Genomic DNA, 14,539 nt, shown 5'->3' with positions numbered 1-14,539 from the left:
AATTTATCACTGTTCCCCCTAGTCAAACACTCCATCATGGCGTATGGGTGAGCCATGACGAACGAGGAAATCCAAGCAAGCATCTATGCGATGGGAGCCAAAGCCCGCAAGGCTGCCCACGCACTGGCACAACTTTCCAGCGAGCAGAAGTCCAATATCCTGCGTGCAATGGCGCAGGGGCTCCGCGATGCCAGTGCTGAAATTCTCGAAGCCAACAAGCTCGACATCGAAGCCGGCGAATCCAAGGGCCTCAGTGGCGCGATGCTCGACCGCCTGCGCCTTGACAGCGCACGCATCGATGCGATTGCTGGGGGTGTCGACCAAGTAGCCGGCCTCCCCGACCCAGTTGGCACGGTGCTCGATGAAGTGGATCGCCCGAATGGCATCCACATCACCAAGGTACGTGTCCCAATTGGCGTGATTGGCATCATCTTTGAAAGCCGCCCAAACGTGACTTCTGATGCTGCGGTGCTCTGCCTCAAATCTGGTAATGCCACAATCCTACGTGGTGGATCTGAAGCAATTCATTCAAACAAAGCAATTGCAGCGGCACTACAAGATGGTGGTGCCAAGGCTGGTCTCCCAGATGGCTCAATCCAGCTCATCCCCTTCACCGACCGCGCCTCAGTCAAGGTGCTCGCTGAGATGGATCAATTCCTCGACCTCATCATCCCACGTGGAGGCAAAGGCCTCATCGAGACTGTCGTCTCACTTGCTAGAATGCCTGTCATCAAGCACTACGATGGGATCTGCCACGCCTTCGTAGATCGCGCTGCCGACCAAGACCTCGCCGTTGCGATCATCGACGATGCTAAGACTCAGAAGCCTTCTGTCTGTAATGCCCTAGAAACCATTCTAGTACACCAGTCAGTGGCTGCAGAATTCCTACCAAAGCTTGCCAAACGCCTCGCCAAGCGTGGCGTAACCGTCCGAGCAGACGAGGCTGCTCGCGCCATTGTCCCGTCCTTCGAAGTAGCCGATGATGCAGACTGGAGCACCGAGTATCTCGACCTCGTGGTGGCGCTCAAGATCGTAGACGACCTCGATGCAGCCATCGAGCACATCAACCACTACAGCTCACAGCACAGCGAAGTGATCATCACCGAGAATGCAGCCGATGCTGCTCGCTTCCAATCAGAGATCGACAGCGCCTGCCTCTTCCACAACGTCTCCACTCGCTTCGCCGACGGCGAAGAATTTGGCTTCGGCGCCGAGATTGGCATCAGCACAGACAAGCTCCACGCACGTGGCCCCATGGGTCTCGCCGAGCTCTGTAGCTACCAATACCGCATCTCCGGTGACGGACAGCTTAAGGACGCCGCCCGCCAAGAAGGGCTCTAAGCGCCCCCAAAAACACTTATCTATTCAAACGCGCTCGCCATCACACGAGCGCGTTTTTTTGGTTCAAGAAGGTTTACGATTTACGTGTTAGTTTTGACGGAAGTAGTCTGCTAAGCTCTCGAATCCCTGAGACTCATGATTAAGCTACTAGCCATATTTCTGTTTATCTCACCTCCTCTAATAAGCTCGCTCTCTCTGCTCGCACAAAAATCGGATGCTAGGTCAAAGTGGATGAGAAACACGGTAATTTGCTCATTCATCTGCTACCTCTCTATCATACTGGGTGTTCAAATGATCGAGTATCAACTTCAGATTCAATTAGAACCATTCGACCTAGATGGTAATGGCACCTTTAATGGCGATGAGATCACCCCTGAATTGAAAAAACTCTTAAATGCTATAGCTAGCGACACCGGGAGGACTTATGCTCCTGTCACAGGTTTCATCATCAGCCCTATATATTCACTGGCTTGTCATTATTTCATAAAGAAAATAGCCATACCTGCCAATAAATCAGCTGAATCATAGCAGATAGCATCAAACAAAATCATGTCCTTTAGGGTTTCGTTGTGATGATAGATTTCACCATCATTTGGAGTCCATAAAATCTAACGCCTAAAACTTACCCCTAGGAAGCAAAGCCTCCCTTGCATTTCCAGCAATCACTGCTAGATCTAATGTCGATGCGCACTTTGATTAAATCCGCCCTATCCAGTAGCCAAGCGCTTGAAGCAATCACCGTGAAAGGCTGGGTTCGTACTCGCCGAGATTCGAAAGCCTTTTCCTTCATCGAGCTCAACGACGGTTCCTCGTTGCAGAACTTACAATGCATTGTGGATGCTGGAGTACCCGGCTACGAAGATATCGAACGCATGAGCACCGGAGCAGCAGTAGGCATCACCGGCAAATTGGTGGAAAGCCAGGGCGCTGGTCAGTCGTGGGAAGTACACGCTAGCTCGGTCAAGCTCTATGGCGAAGCGCCAACCGACTTCCCACTTCAAAAGAAAGGTCACAGCCAAGAATTCCTGCGCTCAATCGCTCACTTACGCCCCCGCACCAATCTCTATGGAGCCGTCTTCCGCATGCGTTCGCGCCTGGCCTTTGCGATCCATCAGTTTTTTAAAGAAAGAGACTTTAGTTACATCCACACCCCTATTATCACCGCCTCCGACTGCGAGGGCGCTGGTGAGATGTTCCGCGTGACCACGCAAAGCCAAGGCGCCAAGGACGCGCCAGAAAGTGATTTCTTTGGTAAAAACACCTTTCTCACTGTCTCTGGTCAGTTGGAGGGCGAGGCCTTCGCCTGCGCACTTTCTAACATTTACACCTTTGGCCCAACATTCCGTGCTGAGAACTCGCACACGACCCGCCATGCATCAGAGTTCTGGATGGTGGAACCAGAAATGGCATTCTGCGACCTAGAAGACGACATGGACCTGGCAGAAGAATTTGTGAAGTACCTAGTGCGCTATATCCTAGAACAACACGAAGGCGACCTCGAAATCTTCAATAAATTTGTCGACAAAGGGCTAGTGGAACGGCTCAACTTTGTGGCTGAGCGACCATTCCAACGTGTGAGCTACACCGAGGCGGTAGAGATTCTCTTGGCTTCTGGCCAAACATTTGAATACCCAGTCAGCTGGGGAGCCAACCTCCAGTCAGAACACGAACGCTACCTCACCGAAGAACATTTTAAATGTCCCACCACAGTCTACAACTACCCGAAAGACGTTAAGCCATTCTACATGCGCAGCAATGACGATGGAAAAACTGTGGCTGCTATGGATCTCCTCGTGCCCGGCATCGGGGAAATCATCGGAGGAGCCCAGCGGGAAGAACGCTACGACATTCTCGAGTCCAACATGCAAGCCCACGGGCTGAGCAAAGAAGAATATGCTTGGTACCTCGATCTTCGTAAATTCGGTACCTGCCCCCACGCTGGGTTCGGCCTAGGATTCGAGCGCATGCTCATGTTCGTGACAGGCATGAAAAACATCCGTGACGTGATACCTTTCGCCCGGACACCCGGGCATTGTGAGTTCTAAATTCTCAAAAAAAAGCCTTCACGATTAAATCGTGAAGGCTTTTCTATCAAGTTATTTTAGTTGCTCGCTGGCTACTTTTTGGCGCCAATCACGCGGTAGACAAGCGCACCCAACACAGCTCCGATGATCGGAGCCACCCAGAACAACCAAAGTTGCTTCACTGCCCATCCACCAGCAAAGATCGCCACACCAGTACTGCGCGCAGGATTCACCGAGGTGTTGGTCACAGGAATGCTCACGAGGTGAATCAAGGTCAAGCCTAGGCCAATTGCAATGGGAGCCAAACCAGCAGGAGCGCGCTCATCCGTGGCTCCTAGGATAATGATCAAGAACATCATCGTCATGACGACCTCACACACGAAGCCGGCCATCATCGAATAACCGTTCGGCGAATGCTCTCCATAACCATTGGATGCAAAGCCACCCTCAAGACTAAAAGCGTCATTACCACTCGCAATCACATAGAGGACACCGCCCGCTGCAATCCCCCCCAGCACCTGAAAGGTGATGTAAGGTAGGAGATCCTTCTTATCAAAGCGACCACCCAACATCAATCCGATCGATACTGCTGGATTGAGGTGACAGCCAGAAATGTGGCCAATTGCAAATGCCATCGTCAGTACAGTTAGTCCAAAAGCAAGAGACACTCCCAAGTAGCCAATCCCCACATCAGGGATTCCTGCTGCTAAGACCGCACTTCCACAACCGCCCAGCACCAACCAAAATGTTCCAAATGCTTCCGCTAAATACTTATTCATAATTTTCTAGTGTTCATTAAGCGCCCGAACAACGAGCGTTTAAAAAACTATCAGACCGTTAGAATCAAAGCCAGAAGTTATTTGTTACAAGCCAGTTGAAAACCACCTAAGCGCGCGTCCATCACGCATGACTTAGTGATCTCAAGTCCAGCACGCCACCCCCAGCCTGCAATTCCATGGAGCCGGAGAGAATCACGATCCAAAAAAAAGAATTGTTGTGTTGCCAAGCGATCTCGACTCCTTATATTCCGAATCGAATTCAGGGGGGCTGTAGCTCAGTGGTTAGAGCAGGGGACTCATAATCCCTTGGTCGTGGGTTCAAGTCCCACCGGCCCTACCAATTCATCCTTATTTTGGCGTTTGTCTACATTTTGAAAGGCCAATCTGGTCGCCACTATATCGGTTCCACAGAAGATCTCGATGCCAGAATTACGCGTCACAACTCAGGCATGGTGCACTCCACAAAACGCCTTGGCCTGCCAGTTGTTCTTATTGCCGCCAAGCACATCGCAAGCATGTCAGAGGCTAGAAAGCTTGAAGCTACGCTGAAACGGTGGAAAAATCCGAAAAGGGTGATCCAATATATTACTTCTAGTTAGAGCAGCCCCGACTCAGAGTCGGGGTTGGTCGTGGGTTCAAGTCCCACCGGCCCTACCAATTCATCCTTATTTTGGCGTTTGTCTACATTTTGAAAGGCCAATCTGGTCGCCACTATATCGGTTCCACGGAAGATATCGATGCCAGAAAACGAGCGTGTCACTGTTGTGACTGATCGTGAACACGTCGTTGATTTCCATGTCTCTGGCATATGCCGCATAATCGAAGTAGTGACGCAGATTTTCAGGGATGGATTCCAGTTGCCCGGTTTCCTCCAGAAACTCGGTGCACCAGTTTTCTAGTGTGTCCGCTGTCCCTGCGTAAGCTTCGCTAAACATTTCAACCTGTCCGGCTTCAATGTCATGCCCCAAGTGGGCGCAGTATTCGCAGAATACTTCCCAATCAATCCCCTCGGCTTCGACTTTCTAGAATGCCTCCTGAATCGCGTTCAGGGTATCGGTTCCGGCATGCTCGGAGAGATGGCCGCAAAACTCATTGTCATGCACTGCCCATTCTTCCGCGTCCTCCTCGGGCGAGGCTTTGAGGATTCCCGAAATTTGGTCTTCGATGGCCTCGGTTCCGTCGAGGTCGATCCAGTTTCCGTGTAGGGTTCCGGCGTTATAGCTGGCAAGGCAAGCCACGTAAATTCTTGGGGTGTTGTTCGTCATGTTAGGTTCCTTTCTCATTTGGTTCTTATATAAGCCACTGGGCTTCATCGCCCCGCGCATGAAACCTTGGCCTTCGCCGAGAAGCGGGGTAGCAACGTCAAGGGAGGCTCCGAACAGTCCCGCAGGAACGCAGTGACGAGGACAATGTTTGTGATGCCCTTTACGGTCGCGAGGGTGGCAAACCCTTAGCCAGATCGGTTCGTCATCTGGCAAATGCTGTTCGTCGGTTGGTATCGCCAACGGACAATTGAACGCTGTCTATTCTTCCGGTCCGTGAGACACGATAAGCCCGTCCGGCAAGCGAAGCATGAGCGAACGGCGGGCTTTTGGTGTCCACGAGGTGCGGAGCAAACAAGCCAGTTAGTCCGCTAATTTCCTGCGGCTAATGCCGCCACTTTTTAGAGTTTGAGAGGTGGAGCCTTTCAGGCGAAGGCGTAGGACTGCACGTAGTAAGCCCAAAGGGAAAGCCTTCTCGCTGCTACTGCTTGCGCTGCTCTCCCTTATTCTGGGATGTATTCTGCAGCCATCGAACAATCTCAGAGGTAAATGGCATTTACTTTACCTAAATCCCCCAGGCTACGAGCCGTCAAGGTCAGGGAATAGATGATAAATTTTCCATCCTTTTCGAATTCTACGAGTCCTGCTTTCCTCAGTATTCTGAGGTATTGTGACGCTGTAGGGACTGGAATACCCATGACGTGAGATAAATCGCAGACACAGCACGGTTCCAGACCCAGCAAATAAAGCACCTGCAAGCGGGATGGGTGCGATAATGCCTTGTAGATTTTTGCTATGTCAACAAAGGCATCCGCCTCCAGCCCCTTTTTAAGACGAGCTACTTTACTCGTGTTCAGGCACTTAGGGGTGTCGATCATTGCAATATCGGCTTTCATTATGTAAAATTGTAAAATTTCCCTTGCGTAATTCAAGTGTTTAGTTACGTTATGCGAAATCACATAGCGTCCGCGTCACAAACAGAAGCCGTTTGCCCGCTCAACTATTTGACCTCAAATTATACAATGCCTCGTAAACTTACAGCACTAGTTATGCTGTGGTTGATGTTAGTGGGAATTTCCACTTCTCAGCCTGGCCTTGGCTATTGTCTTTGTATACAGAACTTTTTCGTGGGAAAATGCGAGTGCCTTGATATCCTTCCAGAGGGGGCCTGCTCACGTTTTAGCAATGAAGAATCTTGTGATTATTCTTCGCAAGACACCTCTGAGATTGATGTTTCTCCTAATCGAGGCCAAGATTGTTCGCTAGATCTCTACATGGAGCTAGACAATTTTGTTGCTGTAGATTCCATCCAAAGCCATAGCCGAAACGGGGCTGACCCCATGGCATCTCCAAGGTCGTTAGGAGAAATCGCCACCGCGTTTTCCCTAACAAGATCCATCCACGGAATACGTGGAAGCCCCCCGTTTGTGGGACTTATTCCCTCTGTATCTCTTCGTGTGAGGTATTCAGTGTTTCTCGTTTGATTCACTGGTTTGACAGCGAGCGCTCATTTTTAGCGCACGCTTTTTTATGCCCTAAAGCCGCAATTATTTCTCGCGGTTTCCCAGCTGTGGCCGATTCCTCTGTTGGATCAGGCACCCACTCAAACCAAGTGACTTCTAACCCACATTCTTATGCATTTAAGGCTCTCAATTTTTTTAATTTTCCCATTCCTATTCATTTCCTGCGCCTCTGACCCTCAGTCTCGATCAAGCAGGGAATCAGCCAATCGATTTACTTCCAGCCACAACACCGGATTAAAATCAGCGCCTCTTTTGAAGGGAGTCGTCTCCCGCAATAGTGCTATTCAACATGCGTTGATCTATAGCCCCAGATTACAGTCTCTACGCGCGGAACTCAGGGCTCTTGAAGCGGAGACAATCCAGGCCGGGCTTCCACCAAACCCCGAAATAGGACTGGACGTGGAGAACTTCGCCGGAAGTGGTGAGAGCAGCGGTTTCAATGGAGCTGAAATCACCGCAGCGCTATCTCAAAAACTGGAACTCGGGGGCAAACGGTCGAAGCGAACGATGGTCGCAGCACTCAAATCTGCAGCACTTAAAGCCGAGATTGCCAGCGAAGAACGTAATATCCGAATCGCCGCTGACAGGGCTTTCACCACCCTTCTGGAAGCGCGGAAGCTTCGCGAACTAAGCGAACAAAATCTTGGCCGTGCAGAGGAAAACTTGAGCACGCTGAATACTTTGCTTGAGGTAGGAAAAAGCAATCGGATCGATGTCGGTAAGGCGAGGCTAGCCATCTCCGAAGCCAAGGAAAATCTTGCCGAGGCTCGCTCTACGGAGAGCAATGCCTCAGCAGAACTGAGCCAGATATGGGGAGGTGGATCACCCAACGTCACCGCCGCCGGATCGCTTGATGCTCCGCGAGGTGCTGTCCCATCAAATCCCGAATCCGCGATCTCGCGCCATCCAGCGATGCGTGCCGCTGCGCTTCGTTTCGCCCGTGCGCAAGCCACCTACGACCTCGAAAAAGTGAAGCGTTATTCCGATATTGAGGTAGGCGGCGGAGTCCGCGAGATGCGTGATGCCAATGAGACGGCTGCGGTGGTCGGCATCCGTATTCCACTCCCTATTTTCGACCGTAATCAGGGGAATATTCAGGCCGCCAAAGAACGCCTCGACAGCGCCCAAGCCAATGGCCGCGCCACCGAAAGCGAACTTCGCTCCCGCATTACCAAACTCTCCTCAGATCTCCGTGCCGCCCGCAGCCGTTCCAGCGAATTCGACACGCGAACCATCAATGCAGCCCGCCTAGGACTGACTGACACCCGCGAAGCCTACAACTCAGGCAAAGCTTCTTTGCTCGAAGTGCTTGATGCCCGCAAAACCCTATTCAAGGTCGAGCGCGGTCAGACCCGCGCCCAGGCTGATCTTCTCCGCGCCCACAATTCCCTAAAAACAATGACTAACAACTGAAGCTATGAAACTAATCCCAAAACTAAGCCAGGCCATCGGCCTTGGCATCCTCACCTTTTTTTTCGCCGCATGTAATGCCGAGAAAAATGAAACCAACACGAAATCCGAATCGACTGAAGCCAGTGAGAAATCCTCCGATGGAGAAATCGAAGTCCACGCCGTAGCGGCCTGCCCCACGGGCGAAGGCTGCTTCATTTGCGATGCTTCAAAACGCGATGCCAAGCGCCTCTGGTGCAAGGAACATGACCGATACGAAGATCGTTGTTTCCTTTGTCACCCGGAAATCAAAGACCCAAAGCGGTTGTATTGCACCGAGCACGGTGTCTATGAAGATGAATGCTATCTTTGCCATCCTGAACTGAAGGGCGACAAAGCCGGAGTTGCCGCACCGTCAGCACCCGCCAATGCCCTGATGTGCAACGAGCATGGTGTCCTGGAAAAGGAATGCGCCATCTGCCAACCTCAGCTCGCAGCCAGCCTCAAGGCGGGTGAAAGCCTCAAGATCCGCGTCGCATCTGCCGAGTCGATGGAAAAGGTAGGAGTCAAAGTTTCCAATCCGGAAACTACCACCGGCCAGCCTGCTGTCGAAGCTTACGCAACGGTCGATTACAATCAAAACAAGGTCGCGAAAATCACTCCTCTGGTCGAGGGCATCGTCCAGAAAATCGCAGTGGTTCCCAGTCAAAAAGTTGCCGCTGGTGAAATTCTCGGCACGGTGAATTCACCGGACTTCGCGGAAATGAAAAGCCGTTTTCTCTCTGCGAATGCGGCAAAGAAGCTCGCTGGTCTTCAGGTAATTCGCGAGCGCAAGTTAGCGGATAAACAGATCTCCGCCGCCGCCGATCTCGAAGCCGCCGAAGCCGCTGCAGAAGTCGCCGATGTGGATTTGTCCACAGCACGCCAGCGATTGCTCAATCTCGGATTGAGCGAGAACGAAATCAATCTGCTCGCCTCCGACGGTCGTCCGACTTCTTTACTCACTCTAAAAGCTCCCTTTGCGGGAACCATCGTTGACCGCGATGTCTCCGTAGGAGAGCGGATCGAACCCGGCGAAGCGATCTTCGTTCTGGCCGATCTCTCGACCATGTGGCTTGAACTCTCTATTCCCGCCCGCGATGCTGCAGGCCTAACACCTGGAATGGAAGTAAGCGCAACTTTCACCGACATACCGGATACAGTCATCACCGGCGAACTTGTATGGGTCGCGAGTGCGGTAGATGAGAAATCCCGCCGCATACAGGCACGCGCTGTGGTGAACGCACCTCCAGCCGCTTTACGGAAAGGCCTATATGGGGACGCTCGCATCCACCTTGGCAAGGCCAGCCCTACACTCGCAGTTCCCACAGGCGCGATCCAGACCATTGATGGAGTTCCTTTCGTCTTCGTCCGCAAGGAACCCGCACTCTACGCAGCAACCCGCGTTGAAATCACACATGGCGCGGCTTCCGGAGAACTAACCGCTATTCGCAGCGGACTTACGCCCGGCGATAAAATCGTCAGCCAAGGTAGCTACATTCTGCGCTCGGAGTTTCTCAAATCACTTCTCGGTGCTGGCTGCGTCGATGATTGATAGCCGCCACACCAACCGCACCCCGCTCTTTCTATTTTTCAATCTATTCCGCACCCATGTTCACACATCTCATTCGCTTCTGTCTGGCCAACCGCCTGTTAGTCTTCCTTTTTACCGCCTTGATCGCAGTTGCCGGGATCTGGGCGGGATCGCGTGTTCCTGTTGATGCCTTTCCGGATACCACTCCAATCCAAGTTCAGATCAATACCGTTGCTCCGTCACTCAATGGCGAAGAGATTGAGCAACAGATCACTCTGCCCGTTGAACTGGAAATATCCGGCCTTCCCGGACTCGTCAGTGTGCGCTCAGTCTCCAAATTCGGGCTCTCTCAGGTTGTCGCCACCTTTGATGACGATACGGAAATCACCACCGCTCGCCAGTATATTTCCGAAAGACTCCTCACAGTCGAGCTGCCCGATGGAGTCGGCACACCGCAGATGGGACCGATCTCGACCGGACTCGGTGAAATCTTCCATTACGTGATCCGTAGTAGCGACGGCAGTCGCAGTCTTGAACAACTCCGAACCATCCATGATTGGATCATCAAGCCCGAACTTCGCAAAGTCCCTGGCGTTGCTGAAGTAAACTCATGGGGAGGCCTCGAAAAACAATATCACGTTGTAGTCGATCCAGAGCTGCTGGTAAAATTTGATTTATCTCTCTCCGATGTCGTAGAGGCTTTGGAAAAAAACAACCGCAACGTGGGCGGAGGCCGGGTTACTGTCAGCGGCCAAGATTTACTGGTTCATGGTGTAGGGCGAGTCAGCTCCATTAAACAAATCGAAAGAATCGAGGTCGCTTCTAGCGAAGGGACTCCGGTTCGTGTTGCAGATATAGCGGAAGTGCAGATCGGCAGTGAGCTACGTCGTGGCGCGGTTACTGCTGACGGTCAGGGCGAAGTCGTCCTCGGCCTTGCCTTCATGCTGATGGGTGAGAACGCTCAAGAAGTGACCCAAGCACTCAAAGTTCGCTTGGAAGAAATCCGCCCGTCTCTCCCCGATGGTGTGGAAGTCCAAATTGTTTACGACCGCACCGAGCTGACTGATTCGGTACTCGATACCGTGACCCACAACCTCGTCGGTGGTGCGTTACTGGTCACTCTAACACTTTTAATCCTGCTTGGGAATGTCCGCGCCGGTCTCCTGGTCGCCATCTGTATCCCGCTCGCCATGCTCTTCGCTGTGCTTGGAATGAACTATTTCGCCATCACCGCTAGCCTTCTCAGCCTAGGAGCTATCGACTTTGGCCTGATCGTCGATGGATCTGTGGTCATGACGGAAGCCAACTTGCGCGGCCTCGCTGATCGCACCCGCCAAGCCGGGCGAAAACTCACAGTCTTGGAACGCTTCAATTGCATCTTCGAGTCAAGCCGCTCAGTCGCCCGCCCAATTCTCTTTGGTATGGGAATTATTGCCGTGGTTTTCCTGCCCATTCTCACCCTGGAAGGCACCGAAGGAAAAATGTTCCGCCCCATGGCCACGACCTTCATCCTCGCCCTACTTGGCGCACTGATTATTGCCATCGTCATTTCCCCCGTCCTTGGACACCTGTTTTTACCCCGTAAATTCAAGAACAAGGAAGGCTGGTTCTCACGCAAACTCACTAGTGGCTACTCGGCTATCCTTGGTATAGTTCTGAAAGTTCGCTGGATCGTCCTCTCCGTTGTCCTCGCGCTGCTCGTCGTCACTGGCTTCGTCTCCACCCGACTTGGCGGTGAGTTCATCCCGCGCCTCAGTGAAGGTGCGGTCGTAGCGAACACCATTCGCTTGGCAGGAACCTCCATCGATACATCCACTGACTACAACACTCAGATCGAAAAGCTACTCAAGGAGAAATTCCCTGATGAAGTTCGCCACGTTTGGAGCCGTATCGGCACCGCCGAGATTGCCACTGATCCGATGGGCACCGAACTCACCGACATCTTCCTTTCTCTGAAGCCCCGCGATCAATGGACTCGCGCCAAAACCCAGGACGAACTCGTTGCCAAGATGCAGGGAACCGTCTCAACCCTGCCCGGCGTGAACATCCTTTTTACACAACCCATCGAGATGCGACTAAATGAAATGGAATCCGGCGTGCGCTCAGATGTCGGTGTTCTAATTTACGGCGATAGCTTCGAAACGCTTACCCGCCTCAGCGATGAAATCCAGAAAGTGCTCGTTGACATCGACGGACAAGCCGACGTTTCCACCGACCAGATCAGCGGCCAGCCCGGCCTGCGGATCGAGCTGCGCCCTGAAAAAATGGCTCGCCTTGGAATTTCAGCATCCGAAATTTTACCATACATCGAGGCAATCGGTGTGCTCCGTGTCGGCGAAATCTATGAAGGGCAGCGCCAGTTTCCACTCGGCATTGTCCTGCCTGAAAAATATCGCACCAACATCGAAGCCGTTCGGAACCTTGTCATTCCGACTGCCAATGGAATTCGGGTTCCTCTCTCCGAGGTCGCTGACATCGTCGAAGCACCCGGTGCAGCTACAATTAACCGCGAATGGGGTCGCCGCCTGATCCGAGTCCAGAGCAATGTCGATGGCAGAGACGTGGTTTCTTTTGTCGAAGAAGCCAAACGCAAGATCGCTGAAGAGATCGATCTTCCGGAAGGATATGTCATCGAGTGGGGTGGCCAATTCGAAAACCTGGAACGCGCTCACACCCGGCTTTCCCTAGTCGTTCCTCTGACCATGATCCTGGTCTTTGTGCTGCTCTATCTCAGTCTGCGGAACCTCAAGGATGTCGCCCTGATATATCTCGGGATTCCCTTCGCGCTTGTCGGTGGTGTTCTCTCCTTGTGGCTGCGCGACATCCCATTCAGTGTCAGTGCCGCCATCGGGTTCATCGCGTTATTCGGAATCGCTGTGCTCAACGGCCAGATCCTGATTGAGGCGATTCGTTCCAATCTACAGGACGCGACCGATGCCGTCACCGCCGTAAAACAAGCGGCGACTCAGCGTCTCCGTCCCGTCTTGGCCACCGCCATCACCGATGCCATCGGTTTCCTTCCAATGGCCATCTCGACTGGCGTAGGCTCGGAAGTCCAGAAACCTCTGGCCACCGTTGTCATCGGCGGAGTCATCACTTCGACCGCCCTCACTCTCGTTGTGCTACCAATTCTTTACCTGATGGTGAACCGTAAGCGGCAGAATTCATCAACTATAGAAACCACTCCAGCCCAATAAATCGATGTCATCTTGCGACTGCCACATCGAAGTCACCGATGCCTCACAGAAAGGAGTTCTCCGCAAACTGCTCGCCCTAAATGCTACCATGTTCCTCGTCGAACTCGTCGTTGGCATCATCGGCGAATCGACTGGTGTCTTGGCCGACTCGCTCGACATGCTGGCTGATGCGCTCGTCTATAGCGTGGCTCTTTACGCTGTCGGGCGCTGTTCAAGCATCAAGACCAAGGCAGCCTTCCTCAGCGGCGGGTTCCAATTGCTCATCGCCTTGGGAATTGGCACGGACATCGTCAGGCGGGCGATCACTGGTAGCGAGCCTTCGTCGCTCCTGATGTTCATCGTTTCCATCATAGCGCTCGCTGTGAACGCTTACTGCCTGAAACTCATTTCCAAGGAAAAGGAAGGGGAGGTTCACATGCGAGCCAGCTACATCTTTTCCAAGAACGACGTCATCGCTAACTCCTGTGTCATTCTGGCAAGCGTCATCATCTACCTCACTGGCTCCAGGTGGCCAGATCTGATCATTGGCACAATCATTACTGGGGTTGTGCTATGGGGTGGAATTCGCATATTTGTGGATGCTAGGCAACAGAGCGAGAGAGACTGAAACCCATCGTTAGAATTGAAAAGCTTGAGTGAAGTTATCTTTTTGTGAGTTATTCCTCGAATAAAATTGGCTGACCACCTGTTGATTTGAAGAGGAACGCCTTGAAGAAAAAATAAAAAAAGTCAGATTTACTCGGATGCAACGTGAAGATCTTTCGTTTTCATTCCTGTAACCGCATGACTGCAAAAAATTGAGATCAACCCACCAAATATAAAAACGCTTATGGGAAGAAGAAAACAAGCTACAGGGTCACTCCCTGAAATGATTGAAAAGAAAGCCGCTATAGTAGACCGATTGCATACTATGGAGACCGCCTTATGGGGCTTCTTGTTAGTTTGTCTGGAAATATGCACGACGCGAGCGACATCTACCAAAAAACCTGGCTCAAGGTATTCATGTCTCCAAGATTTGATGCTGAGCAGATAAAGAAAGGGACTCTAGTCTTCGTCAGCGCGAAACGTTTATTTATCGACCAGTATCGCAAAAATAAATCAGAAACGCAGAAGAGAGGTGCTCTAGCTGATTTAGTTTTCAACCCCAAATCCCTTCAGAGTCCTGTCAGCCAAGACGCATCGACTCGTTCTGAGGAGATCGAGTTAAAGAAGCGGTTTTGGGCTGGATATCCTGATCTGGATTTAGCGGAAGAGAAAAAAAGACGTCCATTGGCTCCACGCGAGATACGGATTCACTTTCTTGGAAATCGAAGCTGCCGAAAGCGAAGCAAAAAAGAACGCGGATCAAGTGCAAGCACAAGTCGAAGAAGTTGAGCTAGAAGAAGAGCAAGACGACGACTTCGCATAATCGACTAGCCGAAACTTCTGATCCGGCTTCCTATCTAACAAAA

At 51.9% G+C, this 14,539-nt stretch carries 9 protein-coding genes, 1 tRNA gene and 2 pseudogenes; 9 read left to right on the top strand and 3 right to left on the bottom strand.

Annotated elements, in window-relative coordinates; all coding sequences use genetic code 11:
• The first annotated feature begins 54 nt into the window (after positions 1–54).
• Positions 55–1,341, top strand: a complete 1,287-nt coding sequence (locus F454_RS0101645; protein WP_018968880.1) for a glutamate-5-semialdehyde dehydrogenase — start codon at positions 55–57, stop codon at positions 1,339–1,341.
• Between the two features lie 677 nt (positions 1,342–2,018).
• Positions 2,019–3,386, top strand: a complete 1,368-nt coding sequence (asnS, locus tag F454_RS0101635; RefSeq protein WP_026292636.1) for an asparagine--tRNA ligase — start codon at positions 2,019–2,021, stop codon at positions 3,384–3,386.
• Positions 3,387–3,457: 71 nt separating this feature from the next.
• On the opposite strand, the gene aqpZ is transcribed toward asnS, so the two are convergent.
• Entirely contained in the window at positions 3,458–4,144 is a 687-nt protein-coding gene (gene aqpZ / locus F454_RS0101630) for an aquaporin Z (RefSeq protein WP_018968877.1), read from the bottom strand.
• 264 nt (positions 4,145–4,408) lie between these two features.
• Here aqpZ and F454_RS0101625 point away from each other — a divergent pair.
• Both F454_RS0101625 and F454_RS16765 read left to right on the top strand, forming a co-directional pair.
• Positions 4,409–4,484: transfer RNA gene (locus F454_RS0101625), tRNA-Ile, on the top strand.
• Positions 4,485–4,497: 13 nt separating this feature from the next.
• Positions 4,498–4,743: a GIY-YIG nuclease family protein gene (locus F454_RS16765; protein WP_425481058.1), complete on the top strand. Its 246-nt coding sequence runs from the start codon at positions 4,498–4,500 to the stop codon at positions 4,741–4,743.
• Positions 4,744–4,809: 66 nt separating this feature from the next.
• On the opposite strand, the pseudogene F454_RS16740 reads toward F454_RS16765, so the two are convergent.
• Both F454_RS16740 and F454_RS13775 read right to left on the bottom strand, forming a co-directional pair.
• Positions 4,810–5,409 (bottom strand): annotated as a pseudogene (locus F454_RS16740) (antirestriction protein ArdA).
• Positions 5,410–5,945: 536 nt separating this feature from the next.
• Positions 5,946–6,302 (bottom strand): ArsR/SmtB family transcription factor, encoded by a 357-nt coding sequence (locus F454_RS13775; protein WP_018968874.1) that lies wholly within the window; start codon positions 6,300–6,302, stop codon positions 5,946–5,948.
• 738 nt (positions 6,303–7,040) lie between these two features.
• Between F454_RS13775 and F454_RS0101610 the strand changes: the two genes are divergently transcribed.
• The 5 genes and pseudogenes from F454_RS0101610 to F454_RS16760 form a co-directional block, all read left to right on the top strand.
• Positions 7,041–8,342, top strand: coding sequence for a TolC family protein (locus F454_RS0101610; protein WP_083912846.1), 1,302 nt, complete (start codon positions 7,041–7,043; stop codon positions 8,340–8,342).
• A gap of 4 nt (positions 8,343–8,346) precedes the next feature.
• Entirely contained in the window at positions 8,347–9,912 is a 1,566-nt protein-coding gene (locus F454_RS0101605; RefSeq protein WP_018968872.1) for an efflux RND transporter periplasmic adaptor subunit, read from the top strand.
• A 56-nt stretch (positions 9,913–9,968) separates the two neighbouring features.
• A complete protein-coding gene (locus F454_RS0101600; protein ID WP_018968871.1) occupies positions 9,969–13,088 on the top strand; it encodes an efflux RND transporter permease subunit in 3,120 nt (1,039 codons plus the stop codon).
• A gap of 4 nt (positions 13,089–13,092) precedes the next feature.
• The gene (locus tag F454_RS0101595; protein ID WP_018968870.1) at positions 13,093–13,695 is read left to right on the top strand and encodes a cation efflux transmembrane domain-containing protein; all 603 of its coding nucleotides are present in this window, start codon (positions 13,093–13,095) and stop codon (positions 13,693–13,695) included.
• Positions 13,696–13,988: 293 nt separating this feature from the next.
• Positions 13,989–14,174: pseudogene (locus F454_RS16760) on the top strand (sigma factor); the annotation flags it as partial.
• Positions 14,175–14,539: the final 365 nt, after the last annotated feature.

The sequence above is a fragment of the Rubritalea marina DSM 17716 genome (genome assembly GCF_000378105.1).
In the GTDB taxonomy this organism is placed as follows: domain Bacteria; phylum Verrucomicrobiota; class Verrucomicrobiia; order Verrucomicrobiales; family Akkermansiaceae; genus Rubritalea; species Rubritalea marina.
The sequence above is the reverse complement of the archived record's forward strand: the minus strand, read 5'-3'. Positions and strand labels throughout refer to the sequence as shown.

Coding starts and splice junctions, on each gene's coding strand:
- F454_RS0101645 (WP_018968880.1), top strand. CDS start 55: ATGACGAACGAGGAAATCCAAGCAAGCATCTATGCGATGGGAGCCAAA.
- asnS (WP_026292636.1), top strand. CDS start 2,019: ATGTCGATGCGCACTTTGATTAAATCCGCCCTATCCAGTAGCCAAGCG.
- aqpZ (WP_018968877.1), bottom strand. CDS start 4,144: ATGAATAAGTATTTAGCGGAAGCATTTGGAACATTTTGGTTGGTGCTG.
- F454_RS13775 (WP_018968874.1), bottom strand. CDS start 6,302: ATGAAAGCCGATATTGCAATGATCGACACCCCTAAGTGCCTGAACACG.
- F454_RS0101610 (WP_083912846.1), top strand. CDS start 7,041: ATGCATTTAAGGCTCTCAATTTTTTTAATTTTCCCATTCCTATTCATT.
- F454_RS0101605 (WP_018968872.1), top strand. CDS start 8,347: ATGAAACTAATCCCAAAACTAAGCCAGGCCATCGGCCTTGGCATCCTC.
- F454_RS0101600 (WP_018968871.1), top strand. CDS start 9,969: ATGTTCACACATCTCATTCGCTTCTGTCTGGCCAACCGCCTGTTAGTC.
- F454_RS0101595 (WP_018968870.1), top strand. CDS start 13,093: ATGTCATCTTGCGACTGCCACATCGAAGTCACCGATGCCTCACAGAAA.